The sequence below is a fragment of the Stenotrophomonas sp. PS02298 genome (assembly GCF_029959445.1).
Lineage (GTDB): Bacteria > Pseudomonadota > Gammaproteobacteria > Xanthomonadales > Xanthomonadaceae > Stenotrophomonas.
Genome location: NZ_JASCOR010000083.1, coordinates 1 through 18568, shown reverse-complemented (window position 1 = coordinate 18568; position 18568 = coordinate 1). Strand labels below are relative to the sequence as shown.

General features: G+C 64.9%; 13 protein-coding genes. 10 read left to right on the top strand and 3 right to left on the bottom strand.

The window, feature by feature from the left end:
• The 3 genes from QMX78_RS13050 to QMX78_RS13040 all read left to right on the top strand — a co-directional run.
• The coding region (locus QMX78_RS13050; RefSeq protein WP_282270208.1) for a hypothetical protein at positions 1-225 on the top strand (225 nt) is incomplete at its 5' end.
• Positions 226-237: 12 nt separating this feature from the next.
• Positions 238-687, top strand: coding sequence for a DUF2946 family protein (locus QMX78_RS13045; RefSeq protein WP_282270206.1), 450 nt, complete (start codon positions 238-240; stop codon positions 685-687).
• 68 nt (positions 688-755) lie between these two features.
• On the top strand, positions 756-2816 hold the full coding sequence (locus QMX78_RS13040) for a TonB-dependent copper receptor (protein WP_282270204.1): 2061 nt from the start codon (positions 756-758) through the stop codon (positions 2814-2816).
• 732 nt (positions 2817-3548) lie between these two features.
• Here the strand turns inward: QMX78_RS13040 and QMX78_RS13035 are convergent.
• The 3 genes from QMX78_RS13035 to QMX78_RS13025 form a co-directional block, all read right to left on the bottom strand.
• Positions 3549-4280 carry a phosphoadenylyl-sulfate reductase gene (locus tag QMX78_RS13035; protein WP_282270203.1) on the bottom strand — a complete coding sequence of 244 codons (732 nt, stop codon included), beginning with the start codon at positions 4278-4280 and terminating at the stop codon, positions 3549-3551.
• On the bottom strand, positions 4277-5983 hold the full coding sequence (gene cysI / locus QMX78_RS13030; RefSeq protein WP_282270201.1) for an assimilatory sulfite reductase (NADPH) hemoprotein subunit: 1707 nt from the start codon (positions 5981-5983) through the stop codon (positions 4277-4279). The genes QMX78_RS13035 and cysI overlap by 4 nt, the downstream gene beginning before the upstream one ends.
• An 83-nt stretch (positions 5984-6066) precedes the next feature.
• Positions 6067-7902, bottom strand: coding sequence for an assimilatory sulfite reductase (NADPH) flavoprotein subunit (locus QMX78_RS13025; protein ID WP_282270199.1), 1836 nt, complete (start codon positions 7900-7902; stop codon positions 6067-6069).
• 200 nt (positions 7903-8102) lie between these two features.
• Between QMX78_RS13025 and cysD the strand changes: the two genes are divergently transcribed.
• The 7 genes from cysD to QMX78_RS12990 all read left to right on the top strand — a co-directional run bounded on the left by cysD (position 8103) and on the right by QMX78_RS12990 (position 18401).
• Positions 8103-9014 (top strand): sulfate adenylyltransferase subunit CysD, encoded by a 912-nt coding sequence (cysD, locus tag QMX78_RS13020; protein ID WP_282270194.1) that lies wholly within the window; start codon positions 8103-8105, stop codon positions 9012-9014.
• Positions 9014-10891, top strand: a complete 1878-nt coding sequence (gene cysN, locus QMX78_RS13015) for a sulfate adenylyltransferase subunit CysN (protein WP_282270192.1) — start codon at positions 9014-9016, stop codon at positions 10889-10891. Before cysD ends, cysN begins: the two co-directional genes overlap by 1 nt.
• A gap of 295 nt (positions 10892-11186) precedes the next feature.
• Complete coding sequence (locus QMX78_RS13010) at positions 11187-12305, top strand: efflux RND transporter periplasmic adaptor subunit (RefSeq protein WP_282270209.1); 1119 nt, start codon at positions 11187-11189, stop codon at positions 12303-12305.
• Entirely contained in the window at positions 12302-15427 is a 3126-nt protein-coding gene (locus QMX78_RS13005) for an efflux RND transporter permease subunit (RefSeq protein WP_282270190.1), read from the top strand. Before QMX78_RS13010 ends, QMX78_RS13005 begins: the two co-directional genes overlap by 4 nt.
• Positions 15420-15956: a GNAT family protein gene (locus QMX78_RS13000; protein WP_282270188.1), complete on the top strand. Its 537-nt coding sequence runs from the start codon at positions 15420-15422 to the stop codon at positions 15954-15956. Before QMX78_RS13005 ends, QMX78_RS13000 begins: the two co-directional genes overlap by 8 nt.
• Positions 15957-16046: 90 nt before the next feature.
• A complete protein-coding gene (locus tag QMX78_RS12995; RefSeq protein ID WP_282270186.1) occupies positions 16047-17549 on the top strand; it encodes an alanine/glycine:cation symporter family protein in 1503 nt (500 codons plus the stop codon).
• Between the two features lie 15 nt (positions 17550-17564).
• On the top strand, positions 17565-18401 hold the full coding sequence (locus tag QMX78_RS12990; RefSeq protein ID WP_282270184.1) for a TrmH family RNA methyltransferase: 837 nt from the start codon (positions 17565-17567) through the stop codon (positions 18399-18401).
• The last annotated feature ends 167 nt before the right edge of the window (positions 18402-18568 follow it).

The window sequence follows — 18568 nt, the reverse complement described above, 5'->3', positions numbered from 1 at the left end:
GGCGTAAGCCGCGAAGCTGGTGGTCCATCGGATTTCGGGTTGTATGGCGATTTCATTGACATCAGCTTCGCGGCTTACGCCGCTCCTACAAAAGCTGCGTGGGTGATGCATTGCCGGGAAGGCCTCTGCCGAGCATGGCTCGGCATTACGGTCTGCGTCTGTGAACAGGATGTGCGGCAAACGGTCGCACCTGGTGCGGCAACGTCGGCATTGTCGTGCCGATAAAATGCGCGGGTCATGCGTTCGCTTCGCTTCCAATCCTTTGTGCTTGTACTGGCCTTTGCCGCAGCCTTGCTGATGGCAGTGGCGCCAGTGGTCAGCCGCTGGTTGCAGTCCCAGCCGCTGCCGATGAGCGCAATGGGCCACGCCGCGCATGAAGTAGCGATGCCGAAGCCTGCCGATGCGCACGCTGGGCATCACGACATGCAGCACATGTCGCATGACGCGCCCGTGTTGGCGGCGAGCGACCTGAAGCCAACGCCGCCGGCCGATCCGCACGCCGCCCATGGCGAAGCCTGCGACTACTGCACCATGGCCTCGCGCCTGCTGCCCTGGCTGGCGGTGATTCTGGTACTGGCGCCGTTGCTGTATCGGCTTGCGCCCGAATCCCCCCGCAAGACCCTTGTTCGTGCCAGCCTGCGCTGGCCTGCGCACCCGCCGCGTGGGCCACCGATGCTCTCCAGATAACGCCACCTTTCCTGTTTGCCGTGCGCTGCCGTTGGGCGGCGCGCGGACGTGTCGTATTGGAGAATCAAATGAAATCCCTTTCCCGTATGCCGGGTGCTCCGGCATGCCTGTCTGTTTGCGTCTGCATGGCGCTGTTCCCACATATCGGCAATGCCGCCGAGCGTGATCTGACCCAGACCCTGGACACACTGGTGGTTACCGCCGCGGCACCTTCTTCGCCGCTGCAATGGGTCACCGATCCGCGCCTGCCACGGCAACCGGTGCCGGCCAGTGACGGCGCCGACTACCTGAAGACCGTGCCGGGTTTCTCGGCGATCCGTAACGGCGGCACCAATGGCGACCCGGTACTGCGCGGCATGTCCGGCTCGCGACTGAACATCCTCAGCAACGACGGCAACCTCATCGGTGCCTGCCCGTCACGCATGGACAATCCGCTGTCGTATATCGCGCCGGAAACCTATGACCGCTTGACCGTCATCAAGGGACCACAAAGCGTGCGTTGGGGCGCGGGTGCTTCAGCTGGAACGGTACGCTTCGAACGGGAGACGCCGCGCTTTGACGGCCCCGGCATGGAGCTGAAAGCCAGCGCATTGGGCGGATCCAACAACCGCAACGACCAGATGCTCGATGCCACCTTCGGCAGCACGCCCGGGTATGTGCGGGTCAACGGCAACCGTTCCGAATCCGATGACTACCGCGACGGCAATGGCGACGTGGTGCCTTCGCGTTGGCGCAAGTGGAACGCCGATGCGACCATCGGCTGGACGCCGGATGCTGACACGGTTGTGGAGCTCAGTGCCGGCACAGGCGATGCGATTGCGCGCTATGCCGGCCGTGGCATGGATGGCGCCGCGTTCAAGCGCGACAGTTATGGCCTGCGCTTCGAGCGCGACAACCTGCCCGGCGCCTGGGACAAGTTGCAGGCCAATCTGTATTACAACAATGCAGATCACCTGATGGACAACTACACGCTGCGCACGCCGAACCCGGCCAGCAGCATGCCGATGCCGATGGCGTCGAATGTTGAGCGGCGCACCACCGGTGGCCGTGTCAGCAGCGAATGGCGCTGGCAGGAGGTGGCAGTCGTCGCCGGCTTCGATGCGCAGGACAGCCGCCATCGCAGCCGCAATGGCATGGGGCGCAATACCTGGCAACAGTCGGCGTGGAAGCGTGATGCCGACTTCAGCAGCCAGGGGGTGTTCACCGAACTGACCTTGGGCGAAGGCACGCCACAGCGCTGGATCAGCGGCCTGCGTCTGGACAAGGCGACGGTCAAGGATCGACGGGCGACGACCGGCATGATGAGCATGCCGAATCCAACTGCGGGGCAACAGCGTCAGGAGGATCTCGGCAGTGGCTTCGTGCGCTATGAGCGGGATCATGGCCAGGCCTGGACCTGGTACGCAGGTATCGGACACAGCGAGCGCATGCCGGATTACTGGGAGTTGTTCTCGGCCGATGCCGGGCCGGTCGGCAGCATCAATGCGTTCTCGGGCGTGAAGCCGGAACAGACCACACAGTTGGACCTGGGCTTGCAGTTCCGCAGCGAGCGGCTTGATGCGTGGGTGTCGGCGTATGCCGGTCGCCTGCAGGATTACATCCTGTTCCAGTACCGCAGCGGCGGCATGATGGGTAGCAGCACCCAGGCTCGCAATGTGGATGCGCGCATCGCCGGGGCCGAGGCGGGCTTGGAATGGCGGCCGACGCATGCATGGAAGCTTGGCAGCACGCTGGCTTATGCCTGGGGCGAGAACCGCAGCGAAAACCGGCCATTGCCGCAGATTCCACCGTTGGAGGGGCGCTTCTCTGCCTCCTATGAACAGTCGCGCTGGTCGGTGGGGGCCTTGTTGCGCGCGGTCAGCCGGCAGAGCCGGGTGGCACAGGATGAGGGCAATGTGGTGGCGCGGGACCTGGGCCCGAGCGCGGGCTTTGCGACCTTGTCACTCAATGGCGCCTATCGGATCAATGACGGGCTGCGTGCCAGTGTGGGCGTGGACAATCTGTTCGACCGCGCCTATGCCGAACATCTGAATCTGGCTGGTAGTGCGGATTTCGGGTTTCCTGCTGATCCGGTACGGATCAATGAACCTGGGCGCTCGTTCTGGTTGAAGCTGGACTACCGGTATTGAGTTTCTGCTTTGACCGATCACGGTGAAATGCAGGATCGGTAGAACGCAGCGGTGCTGCGTTCGGGGGTTACCGGTGAAGCCTCTGCCGAGGATGGCTTGGCACTACACGATTAGCCCCTCTCCCGTTCGCGGGAGAGGGGTTGGGGTGAGGGCAGCTTTTGCAGTGCGCAGCGGTGCTGCGCTGGAGCGGTACCGGTGAAGCCTCTGCCGAGCATGGCTCGGCACTACATGACTGGCCCCTCTCCCGTTCGCGGGAGAGGGGTTGGGGTGAGGGCAGCTTTTGCAGTGCGCAGCGGTGCTGTGCTGTAGCGTTACCGGTGAAGCTTCTGCCGAGCGTGGCTCGGCACAACATGATTAACCCCTCTCCCGTTCACGGGAGGGGTTGGGGTGAGGGCAGATTTTGCAGTGCGCAGCGGTGCTGCGCTGGAGCGTTACCGGTGAAGCCTCTGCCGAGCATGGCTCGGCACTACATGACTGGCCCCTCTCCCGTTCACAGGAGAGGGGTTGGGGTGAGGGTGGCTTTTGCAGTGCGCAGCGATGCTGCGCTGGAGCGTTACCGGTGAAGCCTCTGCCGAGCATGGCTCGGCACTACATGACTGGCCCCTTTCCCGTTCACGGGAGAGGGGTTGGGGTGAGGGTGGCTTTTGCAGTGCGCAGCGTTGCTGCGCTGGAGCGTTATCGGTGAAGCTTCTGCCGGGCATGGCTCGGCACTACATGCCTGCATGGCTTCGCTTAAATCTCTTCGTGCAGACCGCATTCGCGCTTCAGACCGAAGAAGCGGGTGTCTTCTTCTCGCATGCCGGCTTCCCAGCGGCGGGTGGTGTGGTAGTCGCCGATGGAGACGTAGCCCTGTTCCCACAGCGGGTGGTAGGGCAGCTTGTGCTCCTGCAGGTATTTCCACACGTCGCGGTCGCTCCAATCGGCGATCGGGTTGACCTTGAAGCGCTCGCCACGGCGCTGCAGCACCGGCGTGTTGGCGCGACTTGCCGACTGGCTGCGGCGCAGACCGGTGAACCAGGTGCCCACCTGCAGGTCGTCAAGGGCGCGCTTCATCGGCTCGACCTTGCGCAGGTTGTTGTACTGCTCGATGCCGACCACGCCTTGTTCCCACAGGCGGCCATGGCGTGCTTCCATCCAGGCGCGGCTCACCTGCGGGCGGTAGACCTTGAGGTTGAGCTTGAGCCTGTCGGTCAGTTCGTCGGCGAAGCGGTAGGTCTCCGGGAACAGATAGCCGGTGTCGATCAGGATGACCGGGATGTCCGGATGCTGGCTGCTGAGCAGGTGCAGGGTCACCGCCGACTGCGCGCCGAAGCTCGACGACAGCACATGCGCGCCGGGCGCGTTCTGCAGTGCCCATTCCACGCGCTGCTGCGCATCCATCGAATCGAGCAGGGTATTGAGCGGGCCCAGGTCGTCAGGCAGGGTTACCGACGGGTTGTGAGAGGTCTTGGGCAGGGCGCTCATGCTTGCAGTTCCACGGATATCTGGCGGTGGGTGGGGTAGGGAGGAAGGGCGACGATGCCGGCCCGGTGCAGGAAGTCACCGAAGCCTTCGCTGCCATCGCGCTCGCCGGAATAGCGGGCGAACAGTGGCGCCAGTGCGTCGAGGATTTCCGGCTCGGTGATGTTTTCGCGGTACAGCGTGTTGAGACGTTGGCCACGATGATCGGCACCGAGCATCAGGTTGTAGCGGCCCGGCGCCTTGCCGACGAGGGCGATCTCACCCAGGTAGGGGCGCGAGCAGCCATTCGGGCAGCCGGAAATGCGCAGCAGGATCGGTGCGTCGGTCAGCTGATGCTGTTCCAGCAGCGGCTGCAGCTTGGCACTGAACTCGGGCAGGTAGCGCTCGGCTTCGGCCATCGCCAGGCCGCAGGTGGGCAGGGCGACGCAGGCCATGGCGGCGCGCGCCAGTGCGGTCGGGGCGCGGTTGCCGATGTCCAGTCCCGCGTTTTGCACGATCGCATCGATCTGCGCGCGCTGGGCGGCAGGCACGCCGGCGATGACCAGGTTCTGGTTGCCGGTCATGCGGAACTCGCCGTCGAGAATGCGGGCGATTTCGCGCAGGGCGGTCAGGTGTGGCGCGCCGGCTACATCGGCGATGCGTCCGGCCTGCAGCGACAGGGTCAGGTGCCAGCGGCCGTCGTCGCCTTCGACCCAGCCATAGCGGTCGCCATTGTGGGCGAACGCCTGTGCACGCGATGGGGCGAAGCGGATGCCGGCGCGGCGCTCGATCTCCGCCACGACCGTGTCCAGGCCGTGGTCGTCGATGGTGTACTTGAAGCGCGCACGCTTGCGCAGTTCACGGTTGCCAAGGTCGCGCTGGGTGGTGACGGTGGCGGTGGCGACGTCGAGCAAGGCGTCGCGCGGAATGAAGCCAACGTTGTTGGCGATGCGCGGATAGGTTTCGGCATCGCCGTGGGTGGCACCCATGCCGCCGCCGATGGTCACGTCATAGCCGAGCAGTTCGCCGTCGGCATCAAGCACGCCGATGAAGCCCAGATCATTGGCATAGACATCGACGTCGTTGAGCGGCGGCAGTGCAAAGCCGATCTTGAACTTGCGCGGCAGGTAGCGTTCGCCGTAGATCGGCTCTTCCTCGGCGCCGCTGCCGGCCACGCGCTCTTCGTCCAGCCAGATTTCGTAATAGGCGCGGGTATTGGGCAACAGGTGTTCGGAAGTGCGCGCAGCGTCGGCGTACAGGGTGGCGTGTGCGCTGGACAGCAGCGGGTTGGCGGCAACCAGGACGTTGCGGTTGACGTCACCGCAGGCGGCCAAGGTGTCGATCAATGCGGCATTGATCGCCTGCATGGTCGCCTTCAGCTCGCGCTTGATCACGCCATGGAACTGGAAGGCCTGGCGGGTGGTGATGCGCAGCGAATGGTTGCCGTAACGGGTGGCGATGCTGTCCAGCTTCAGCCACTGCTCGGGGCTGATCACGCCACCGGGAGTGCGGGTGCGGATCATGAACTGGTAGGCCGGCTCCAGCTTCTGCCGACGGCGCTCATCGCGCACGTCGCGGTCGTCCTGCTGGTAGCTGCCGTGGTACTTGATCAGGGTCTGGTCGTCTTCGCGCAATGCGCCGGTGACAGGATCGGCCAGGCTTTCCAGCAGGGATCCGCGCAAGCGGTTGCTGTCGGCCTTGATGTTCTCAACGGAGTGGGTGCTCATTCTGTTCGCTATCTGGAATCGGAGTTTGTAGGAGCGGCGTCAGCCGCGAAGCCAGCGCTGGATCACATCGCAGCGTTCAAGCCTCAATACACATCCCGTCCATAGCGCCCCTCCGTGTGCAGTCGAGTCAGATAGTCGCGGGCATCGTCTTCATCCAGCCCGCCGTGTTCGCGCAGTACATCCAGCAGGGCTGCATGCACGTCCTTGCCCATGGCAATGGCGCCACACACGTACAGGTGTGCACCGTTCTGCAGCCAGTCGTAGAGATCACGGCCGCGGGTGCGCAGACGCTGCTGCACGTACACCTTGTCGGCCTGGTCGCGCGAGAACGCCAGGTCCAGGCGATCCAGTTCCTTGCGCCGCAGCGCGTCCTGCCATTCGGTCTGGTAGAGGAAATCGGTATTGAAATGGCGCGCGCCGAAGAACAGCCAGTTGCGGCCTGTGGCGCCGGTCTCGGCACGTTCCTGCACGAAGCCCCGGAACGGTGCGACGCCGGTGCCCGGGCCGATCATGATGATGTCGCGGCTGTTGTCAGCCGGTACCCGGAAGCGCTCATTGGCTTCGATGTAGACCGGCAGCTGTGCACCTTCTTCCAGCGCGCTCAGGAAGCCGCTGGCAGCACCAATGTGCTCGCTGCCATGGGCGTGATAACGCAGTTCGTCGACGGTCAGGTGCACTTCTTCGCCGACGCGCTTGCGGCTGGAGGCGATGGAGTACAGGCGCTGCGCGGCGGGGCGCAGGGTGCCGAGCAGGGCTTCGGCATTCCACTCGGCCGGCCAGCGGCGCAGCACGTCGACCAGTTGATGATCTTCGAATACCGCGGCCAGTTCAGTCTTTTGTACTGGATCGAGCAGTCGGGCAAGTTCCGGATGCGCGCTGCGCTCGGCGACCGAGGCCAGCAGCGGGCGCGAGATGCGGGTCAGCTCGCGGTGCTCGCCCAGCCATTGCGCCAGCGGTCGGCTGTGGCCGTCATGCTCGATCAGCACGCTGCCGTCCAGGCCGGTGACATCCAGCACGGCGTCGACCAGTTCGGCCGGGTTGCGGTGCACGATGCCCAGCGCATCGCCGGGTTCGTAGTGCAGGCCGCTGCCTTCCAGCGAAAGCTCAAGGTGATGCACCGACTTGGCCGCATTGCCGTATTTGGCATAGGCCGGGCCCTTGAAGTCGCGGCCGCTGATGAGCTGGCGTGACAGCAGCTCGGCGCTGAAGGGGTGCTGTGCGGTCCACGCACCGGCATGGCGCAGCGGGGTGACGTTGCTGGGCGCAGCAACCACGGTCTCGCCAATCACCTCGCGCGCATTGGCCAATGCCTGCGCCTGCCAAGGCGTGGCGACTACGTCGATATCCAGGTCCGCCTCGCCGACCGGCTGCAGGCGGGTAGCACCCAATTCGGCCAGGCGGCTGTCCAGCTTGCGGGCGATGCCGCAGAACTCCACGTAGCTGGAGTCGCCGAGGCCTAGCACGGCGTATTTCAGTTCCGGCAGCTTGGGCGCACGCTTGCCGGCGATGAACTCGACCAGGCCGATGGCGTCGTCCGGCGGATCGCCCTCGCCCTGGGTGCTGATGACGATGTACAGCAGGCGCTCATTGGCCAGCTCGCGGGTGGCATAGGCATCGGCGCGGACCACCCGCACCGGCAGGCCGGCGGCTTCGGCCTGGGCAGCCAGCTGCTCGGCGGCACGGCGGGCGTTGCCGGTCTGGCTGCCATAGACCACGGTCAGCCGGGTCTGTGCTGGCTGTGCGGCTTGGCCGCCGGAGATGACGGTAAGGGCAGTGGGAGAGGTACCCTGCGCCAACCCGGCGGCAAACCCGGACAGCCACCACAAGCTGTTCCCATCCAGACCGGCTACCAGTTGCGACAGCAGGACCCTGCGGTCTTCGGGCAAGGGGCTGGGTGGCACGGTAGCGGCGGCGGTCATTTCCATTCCGGTCTGGGTAGGGATGACCGATGCTAGGTACAGCGCGCCATCAGGGGAAAGGAGCAGCGGTTATCGCTTCATGCCCTGCGTTTATTTCAATCGGCGCAGTGGCACCTCCAGACTCGGCGGACAGTCCGGAGTCCCGCCCGGCTTCGCTGCTACCCTTGCCCTCGGGCCCCGTTTCCTTATTCCGGCACGCAATGACCGTCACTGCACCCCTGTCCCACCTCGACCGCCTGGAAGCGGAGAGCATCCATATCCTGCGCGAAGTTGCCGCCGCCTTTGACAACCCGGTGCTGATGTACTCGGTGGGCAAGGACAGCTCGGTACTGCTGCACCTGCTGCTGAAGGCGTTCGCGCCGGGCGTGCCGCCGATCCCGCTGCTGCATGTGGACACCCGCTGGAAGTTCGGCGAGATGATCGCCTTCCGCGACCGCCGCGTTGCCGAGACCGGCATCGAGCTGCGGGTGCACATCAACCCGGACGGTATCGCCCGCGACATTGGCCCGGTCAGCCACGGGCCCAGCGTGCATACCGATGTGATGAAGACCCAGGGCCTGAAGCAGGCCTTGGACAAGTGGAAGTTCGATGCCGCCATCGGTGGCGCGCGCCGCGACGAAGAGAAGTCACGGGCCAAGGAACGGGTGTTCTCGTTCCGCAATGACCGCCACCGCTGGGACCCGAAGAACCAGCGGCCCGAGCTGTGGAACCTGTACAACGCCCGCATCCACCAGGGCGAGAGCGTGCGCGTATTCCCGCTGTCGAACTGGACCGAGCTGGATATCTGGCTCTACATCTACCGCGAGAAGATCCCGGTGGTGCCGCTATACCTCGCTGCCGAACGACCGGTCGTCGAGCGCGATGGCAGCCTGATCATGGTCGATGACGAGCGCCTGCCGCTGCATCCGGGCGAAGTGCCGCAGCTGCGCAAGGTGCGTTTCCGCACGCTGGGCTGCTATCCGCTGACCGGCGCGATCGAGTCCGAAGCCGACACCCTGGAGAAAATCATCGCTGAGATGCTGGTCTCCACCAGTTCTGAACGCCAAGGCCGTTTGATCGATCACGACCAGTCCGCATCGATGGAGAAGAAGAAGTTGGAAGGGTATTTCTGATGAGCGCCGTGACCACTTCTTCCGACATCGCCGCCTACCTCAAGACCCACGAAACCAAGCCGCTGCTGCGCTTCATCACCTGCGGCAGCGTCGACGATGGCAAGAGCACCTTGATTGGCCGCCTGCTGTACGAAAGCAAGCGCTTGTTCGATGACCAGCTGTCCGCGCTGGAGGCAGACAGCCGTCGACATGGCACCCAGGGCGAGCGCATCGATTACGCATTGCTGCTCGATGGCCTGGCGGCCGAGCGCGAGCAGGGCATCACCATCGACGTGGCTTATCGCTACTTCGATACCGACCGCCGCAAGTACATCGTTGCCGACTGCCCTGGGCATGAGCAGTACACCCGCAACATGGCCACCGGCGCTTCGACTGCCGATGTGGCGGTGGTGCTGGTGGATGCGCGCAAGGGCCTGCTCACGCAGACGCACAGGCACAGCTACATCATCTCCTTGCTGGGCATCGGCCAGGTGGTGCTGGCGGTCAACAAGATGGATCTGGTCGATTACGACCAGGCCGTATTCGAGCACATCGTCGCCGACTATCAGGCGCTTGCGGCGCAGTTGGGTATTGCCAATGTGCAGGCGATTCCGTTGTCGGCGCTGGAAGGGCAGAACCTTTCCACGCGTTCGACGGTAATGTCCTGGTATGGCGGTCCCAGCCTGATCGAGCACCTGGATACGGTCGAACTGAGCGCGCATGACGCAGCCAGCGGGCTGCGCCTGCCGGTGCAGTGGGTCAACCGCCCGAACCAGGATTTCCGTGGCTTTGCCGGCACCATTGCTGCTGGCCAGGTGCGCGTGGGTGACGAAGTGGTGGTGCTGCCCTCGGCACGCCGCTCCACGGTCAAGCAGGTGTTGGGGCCAGATGGTCCGCTGGCGGTTGCCGGCACCGGGCAGGCAGTGACGCTGACCCTGGAGGACGAGGTCGATGTCAGCCGCGGCGATGTGATCGCTGCCGCCGGTGATCCGCCGGAGGTGGCCGACCAGTTCGCCGCCCATGTGTTGTGGATGGACGACGCGGCCTTGCTGCCGGGCCGCCCGTACTGGCTGCAGATTGGCAGCCGCACCGTGGCCGCCAATATCAGCGAGATCAAGCACCGCGTTGACGTGAATACGCAGGAGCGACTGGCGGCCAAGCGACTGGAGTTGAACGAGGTTGGCTACTGCAACCTGTCGCTGGACGAGCCGGTGGCCTTCGCTCCCTATGCGCAGAACCGGGCATTGGGCGGTTTCATCCTCATCGATCGCCAGACCAATGCCACCGTCGCTGCCGGCACTCTGGATTTCGCCTTGCGCCGCGCCGGCAACGTGCATTGGCAGCATCTGGACGTGGACAAGGCCGCGCGGGCGCGGATCAAGGGCCAGCAGCCCAAGGTGCTGTGGTTCACCGGCCTGTCCGGCGCGGGCAAGTCCACTGTCGCCAACCAGGTGGAGAAGCGGCTGCATGCGCAGGGCGTGCATACCTTCCTGCTGGACGGCGACAACGTCCGCCATGGCCTGAACCGCGACCTGGGCTTCACCGACGAGGACCGTGTGGAGAACATCCGCCGCGTCGCCGAGGTGGCAAGGCTGATGGTTGATGCCGGGCTGGTGGTGCTGGTCAGCTTCATCTCGCCCTTCCGTGCCGAGCGGCAGATGGCCCGCGAGCGCTTCGAGGACGACGAGTTCATCGAGGTATTCGTCGATGTGCCGCTGGCAGTGGCCGAAGCGCGCGATGTGAAGGGCCTGTACCGCAAGGCGCGTGCCGGACAGATCCCCAACTTCACCGGCATCGACTCGCCGTATGAAGCCCCTGAGGCCCCGGAGCTGCACCTGCGGGCTGATAGCGACAGCGTGCCGGCGATGGTGGAGCAGGTGCTGCAGGCGCTGCGCTGAGTCGCCAGCGCGTTCGCGGTTGCGGGTTGCCGCTTGTGGGAGCGGCATAAGTCGCGAAGCCACCGCCCCGTCAACCCCGGATTGATCCGCAATTGCAGCTTCTGCCCCCTCCCTTTTGCGCAGCAAAGGGGAGGGTTGGGGAGGGGTAAGCTTTTGGCATCACGGGTGAAGGCCCCTGCCGAGCATGGCTCGGCACTACAGGGTTCTCACAATAGGGGCGCACCCCCCTAACGGCACATCCGGCCGTCATCTGACACCGCTAGACTGCTTGATCGTGTATCAGATGGGACTGCGTATGTTCGGGCGATTTGCCGTCACCGTTGTCGGTGGCACTGTCTTGGCGCTGGCGTTGGCCGGATGCAACCGCAAGAACGCTGAGGCGCCACGGCAAGCTGCCGGAGCGGTGCTGGTCACTACGCAGGTCGTCGAAACCGCTCCGTGGAGCGATACGCTGCAGGCCAACGGCACCGCCAAGGCACGCGAATCCATCATCGTCACGGCCAAGGTCAGCGAAATCATCGACAAGGTGCATTTCGAGAGTGGCCAGCAGGTTGCCGCCGGTGCGCCGCTGGTGACGCTGCGCGGCCAGGCCCAGCAGGCCGCACTGGCCCAGGCGCAGGCGACCTTCGCCGAGGCCGACCGGCTGTACAAGCGCCAGCGTGAACTGGCCGCACAGCAGTTGGTTGCGCATTCAACCCTGGATACCCAGCAGTCGATCCGTGACGCCGCCGAGGCCCGCGTGCAGCAGATGCGCGCCGATATCGGTGACCGCAGCGTACGCGCGCCATTCGCTGGCGTATTGGGCATTCGCCAGGTCAGCCCGGGTTCGCTGGTCACCCCGACCACTGCGATCGCCACGCTGGACGACATCTCCCGCATGCATGTTGATTTCCAGGTGCCGGAAGCGCAGCTCGCCTCGCTGCAGAACGGCGACAAGGTCAGCGGCAGCAGCATCGCCTACCCGGGGCGCACGTTTGAAGGCACGGTCAGCACCATCGACGCCCGCGTCGATCCGGGCAGCCGCGCGATTACCGTCCGCGCCGATTTCGACAACGTCGACCATGCGCTGCGCCCGGGCATGCTGCTGGACGTGCGCCTGTACCGTCCCGAGCGCGACGCACTGGTGATTCCGGAAATCGCGGTGGTGCAGGTCGGTCGCGACTCTTACGTGTTCCGGGTCAAGCAGGATGAAAGCGTCGAGCGCGCCGACATCAAGGCCGGCACCCGCCGCTCCGGTGTGGTGGAAATCGTCGAAGGGCTGAAGGCCGGTGACCGTATCGTCGTCGATGGCACCGGCAAGCTGCGCCCGGGCATCCGCATCCAGGATGACAAGCCGGCCAAGGCCGCCGACGCGGCCACGCCGCTGAAGCCTGCCGATGTTGCGGTACCGGCCAAGATGGCGACCGCCGGATGAAGCTGTCCGATCTTTCGATCAAGCGGCCGGTACTGGCCGTGGTGATGAGCCTGTTGCTGCTGGTGCTGGGCATCATGTCGTTCACCCGCCTGACCCTGCGCGAGCTGCCGGCCATCGATCCGCCCATCGTCTCGGTGTCGGTGGATTACACCGGTGCCTCGGCGGCAGTGATTGAAAGCCGCGTCACCCAAGTGCTGGAGGACGCGCTGGCCGGTATCGAGGGCATCGATACCATCAATGCACGCAGCACCAACGGCCGTGCCTCGGTCAGCATCGAGTTCAACGCCAACCGCGACATCGAGGCGGCGGCCAACGACGTGCGCGATGCGGTCAGCCGCGTCGCGGATCGCATGCCGGAAGAAGCGCGTCCGCCGGAAATCGCCAAGGTTGAGAGCGACGCCGACCCGATCATCTGGTTCAACATGTCGTCCTCGGTGATGGATACGCTGGAACTCAGCGATTACGCCGACCGCTATGTGGTGGACAGGTTCTCCAGCATCGACGGTGTGGCCCAGGTGCGCATCGGCGGCCGTCAACGCTATGCGATGCGGGTGTGGCTGGACCGCGACCAGCTGGCCGCACGCGGGCTGACCGTCAACGAAGTGGAATCCGCGCTGCGCAACGAGAACGTGGAGCTGCCGGCCGGCCGCATCGAGTCGGCCGACCGCGACTTCACCCTGCGCGTGGAGCGCAGCTACGTGGCCCCGGCGGACTTTGCCAGCATTCCACTGGGCAAGGGCAATGACGGTTACGTGGTGCGCCTTGGCGATGTGGCCAAGGTCGAACTGGCCTCGTCCGAGCGCCGCGCCTATTTCCGCAGCAACGGCGAGCCGGGCATCGGCCTGGGCATCGTCAAGACGTCGACGGCCAATGCGCTGGATGTGGCGCGTGATACCCGTGCCGAAGCCGACCGCATTGCGCAGACCTTGCCCAAGGGCACGCAGATCTTCGTCGCCTTCGACAACACCACCTTCATTGAAGCCGCCGTAGAGCGCGTTTACGCCACGCTGGTCGAGGCGATGATCCTGGTGCTGATCGTGATCTGGCTGTTCCTGGGCAGCCTGCGCGCGGCAGTGATTCCGGCGGTGACGGTGCCGGTGTGCCTGGTTGCCGCCTTCATCGCGCTGTTCGCGTTCGGCTTCTCGATCAACCTGTTCACCCTGCTGGCGCTGGTGCTGTGTATCGGCCTGGTGGTGGATGACGCCATCGTCGTGGTCGAGAACGTGCAGCGACGCATCGATCTGGGCGAGCCGCCGTTGGTGGCTGCCAAGCGCGGTACCGCGCAGGTGGCGTTCGCGGTGATCGCGACTACTGCTGTTTTGGTGGCGGTGTTCCTGCCGGTGGGTTTCCTTGAGGGCAATACCGGCCGCCTGTTCCGCGAACTGGCGGTGGCGCTGGCGGCAGCGGTGGCCTTGTCGGCTTTCGTGGCACTGACTTTGACGCCGATGATGGCGTCCAAGCTGCTCAAGCCACACAGCGAGCAGAAGGTCAGCCGCCTGCATGGCTTCATCAACCGCCAGTTGGAGCGGCTGTCGGCAGCCTATGGCCGCGTGCTGGATCGCCACGTGCAGCGCAGCTGGGTATTCGGACTGGTGATGCTGGCTGCGCTCGGCGCCAGCTGGGGCCTGTTCAAGCTGATTCCTTCCGAACTTGCGCCGGCCGAAGACCGTGGCTCGTTCCAGATCATGATCGATGGCCCGGAAGGTGCGGGCTACGACTACACCGTGGAGCAGGTGCAGCAGGTCGAGAAGATCGTCTCGCGCTTCGTCGGCCCGGATGAACCCATCGTCCGCGCCAATCCGCGCGTGCCCGGTGGTTGGGGCAACAGCGAGGAAATGCATACCGGCCGCATGAGCGTGTTCCTGCAGCCCTGGCGCAACCGCAGCGAAGCCACGGTGGATGTGGCCAATGACCTGCAGAAAGAGCTGAACGACCTCAGCGGCGTGCGCGTGCGCACCATGGTCGGTGGCGGTCTGGTGCGCAGCATGGGCCAGCCGTTCCAGATCGTGTTGGGTGGCCCGGAATACGCGGAAATCGCCCAGTGGCGTGATCGCCTGCTGGAACGCATGGCCGATTATCCCGGCCTGGCCGGGGCCGATTCGGACTACAAGGAAACCCGTCCGCAGATGCGCGTCAACATCGACCGCCAGCGTGCGGCCGACCTGGGCATCTCGGTCACCGACATCGGTCGCGCGCTGGAAACCATGATGGGCTCGCGTCGCGTCACCACCTTCGTCGACAACGGCGAGGAGTACGACGTGCTGGTGCAGGCCGGTCGCGAAGGGCGTGCTTCGCCGGCCGACCTGTCGGCGATCCAGGTGCGCGCACGCTCGGGTGAACTGGTACCGCTGTCCAACCTGGTCACGCTCAGTGAAGTGGCCGAGGCCGGCAGCCTCAACCGCTTCAACCGCCTGCGCTCGATCACCATCAGTGCCAACGTCGCACCCGGTCACACCCTGGGCGAGACCATCGCCTGGGCCAAACAGGTCGCCGCCGAAGAACTGCCGGAATATGCGCAGATCGACTGGAAGGGCGAGTCGCGCGAGTACCAGAGTGCAGGCAGCGCAGTGCTGCTGACCTTCGCCATGGCCTTGCTGGTGGTCTACCTGGTGCTGGCCGCGCAGTTCGAGAGCTTCATCCATCCGTTGGTGATCATGCTGACCGTGCCACTGGGCGTGCTCGGCGCCTTTGTTGGCCTGTACCTCAGTGGTGGCACCCTCAACCTGTTCAGCCAGATCGGCATCGTCATGCTGGTGGGCCTGGCGGCGAAGAACGGCATCCTGATCGTCGAGTTCGCCAACCAGCTGCGCGACGAAGGCCGTACTGTGCACAAGGCCATTGTCGAGTCGTCGATGGTGCGGCTGCGACCGATCCTGATGACCTCCATCGCCACCGTGGTTGGTGCGATTCCGCTGGTGGTCGCCGGTGGCCCGGGCTCGGCCAGCCGCGCCACCATCGGCATCGTGGTGATCTTCGGTGTCAGCGTGTCCACCTTCCTGTCGCTGTTCGTGGTGCCGGCGTTCTATGCCTTGCTGGCGCCGTATACCAAGTCGCCGGAAACCGTGGCCAACGCCTTGGAGAAGCTGGAGCGTGAGACCCCGGCGGTCGGTGGCCATGCGTGAGCCGCTGCTCGGCGGCCGCGTCCGGTTACGCCCCTGGCAGGCAGGGGACCTGGACGCGCTGCTCGAGCATGCCAACGATGCAGCGGTATCGCGGGGGCTGAGCACGCGCTTTCCCTATCCGTATACCCGCGCCGATGGCGAGGCCTTTCTGGCGGGACAGGTGCTGGACCTGCGGGGGCAGGTGTTCGCACTGGAAATCGATGGCCGGGCCTGTGGTGGTATCGGGGTAACCCAGGGCAAGGACGAGCGGCGCTTTTCGGCGTCGCTGGGGTATTGGCTGGGCCAGCGCTACTGGGGGCAGGGCATCATGACCACGGTGGTCGGCGCCTATGTGCCGTGGGTGATGGATACCCTGGCACTGGCACGGCTGTCCGCGCAGGTGATGGCTGGCAATCCGGCCTCGGCGCGGGTGCTGTTGAAGAATGGATTCGCAGAGGAGGGCACCGAGCGCCAATCGGTGTTCAAGGACGGGCAGCTGCATGACATGCGCTGCTTCGCCCTTATCAGGACTTGGATGCAATCCACGTAGTGGCCCTGCACAACCGGGCGTAATCGTGGAAAAATCGGCCAGCCCCGGAATTCCGGGCTTTGGCTACCTTTCAGCTTTCCGGGGAATTACGTGGAATCCATCGTCGAATACGTAAACGGCATCATCTGGAGCAATGCGCTCATCTTCATGTGTCTGGGTGCGGGCCTGTGGTTCAGCCTGCGGACCCGCTTCATGCAGATCCGCGGTTTCGCTGAAATGTGCCGGCTGACGGTGCGCGGCGAGAAATCCGAGGCCGGCGTGTCCTCGTTCCAGGCCCTTGCCATGTCCATGGCTGGTCGCATGGGTATCGGCAACATCGCCGGTGTGGCCACGGCCATTGCCTACGGCGGCCCGGGTGCGATCTTCTGGATGTGGGTGATGGGCTTCCTCGGCGCCTCCACCTCCTACGTGGAATCGACCCTGGCGCAGATCTACAAGACCAAGGATGCCGAAGGCCGCTACCGTGGTGGCCCGGCCTATTACATTGAAAAAGCGATGGGCCTGAAGTGGTATGCGGCCGTGTTCGCCGTGGCCACCGTGATCGCCGCAGGCTTCCTGCTGCCCGGCGTGCAGGCCAATGCCATCGCCGACAGCGCGGTCAACGTGCTGTGCACCGGCGCCAATGCCTGCGCATCGGTCGGTGGTGCCGCCAGCATGAAGCTGTGGATTGGCCTGAGCGTGGCGGTGTTGCTGGGCATCATCATCTTCGGCGGCGTCAAGCGTATTGCCAGCTTTGCTGAAGTGATCGTGCCGTTCATGGCGCTGGGCTTCATCCTGATGGCGATCGTGGTGATGATGCTCAACGCCAGCAAGGTGCCGGCGATGTTCTCGGACATCTTCTCCAGTGCCTTCGGTGCGCATGCAGCCTTCGGCGGCATCATCGGCCAGGCCATTGCCTGGGGCGTGAAGCGTGGCATCTACGCCAACGAAGCCGGCCAGGGTACCGGCCCGCATGCCGCCGCCGCCGCCGAGGTCTCGCACCCGGCCAAGCAGGGCTATGTGCAGGCCTTCGCCATCTACTTCGACACCATGCTGGTCTGCACCTCGACCGCCTTCCTGCTGTTGTCCACCGGCATGTACAACGTGTTCCGTTCGGTCACCGAAGATGGCGTGACCAAGCTGGAGGCCATTGTCACCGGCGTGCCGGGCGTTCAGCCCTCCGAAGGTGCCCTGTTCACCCAGGCGGCGGTGGAATCGGTGCTGCCGGGCTGGGGCGCGGGCTTTGTGGCACTGGCGCTGTTCTTCTTCGCCTTCACCACGATCATGGCCTACTACTACATGGCCGAAACCAACCTGACCTACCTGGCCGGCAGCAACCGTACCCATCCGGCGGCGATGCTGGTGCTGCGTCTGGGCATCATGGGCATGGTGGTGTTTGGTGCCTACCACAATGCGAAAATGGCCTGGGCGTTGGGCGATATCGGCGTGGGCTTGATGGCCTGGCTGAACGTCATCGCCATCCTGATCCTGCAAAAGCCTGCCATGCTTGCACTGTCCGACTATGAGCGGCAGAAGAAGCTGGGCCTGGACCCGGTCTTCGATCCCGATGCACTGGGCATCAAGAATGCCGATTTCTGGCGCAATAAGAAGTAATTCAAAGGAACCGCTGTGAGTAACCCCTGGAACAACCGTCGCCCTTCTTCGCGGCCACCCCGCGCAACTCCGGCTGCACCCTTGGCCGCACGTGAAGGCGACGGTGTACCGGTGCGCGGCGGCGATGAAATGCGTCTGTACGGTTTCAATGCCGTGCAGGCGATGTTTGCCAAGCGCCCGCAGGCGCTGCGCAAGCTGTACCTGGCCGAGGACATGATTCCGCGCCTGCAGCCGCTGCTGAAGTGGTGCGTGGCCAACCGCGTGGGTTACCGCGTGGTCGGCGACGGCGATCTCAACAAGCTGGCCGCCACCACCCATCACGAAGGCCTGGTGGCCGATGTGCAGAAGCAGGAACCGCTGGCGCTGGCGACCTGGTTGGCATCACTGAATGACGGTCCGGCGCTGGCCTTGTGGCTGGATGGCGTGGGCAACCCGCACAACTTCGGTGCGATCCTGCGCTCGGCGGCGCATTTTGGGGTCAAGGCAATCCTGTTGCCGGCGGACTCGACGCTGGCCCTGTCCGGGGCTGCCGCGCGTGTGGCCGAAGGCGGCGCCGAATCAGTGCCTTTGGTGCGCCTGCCGGCGCTGCCGCAGGCCGTCGCGCAGCTGCGTGATGCCGGCTTTGGGCTGGCTGCGACCCTGGTTGCCGATGGCGACAATGTTTTCACCACCGGGTTGCCGGATCGCATGGTTTACGTGATGGGCGCTGAAGGCGAAGGCATGGACCGCGATTTCGCCCAGAGCTGCGATCTGCGCTTGTCGATTCCGGGCAGTGGTGCAGTGGAAAGCCTCAACGTGGCCTCGGCAACCGCGGTATTCCTGGCCAGCTGGAACAGTCGCAAACAGCACTGAAAAGCGCTGTAGTGCCGAGCCATGCTCGGCAGGGGCGTTACCAGGAAAAAAGCACCCCTCCCCAACCCTCCCCTTCGCTGCGCGAAAGGGAGGGGGCAGAAGCCGTAGTGCCGAGCCATGCTCGGCAGGATCTTTACCGGTAGAGCCTCTGCCGAGCATGGCTCGGC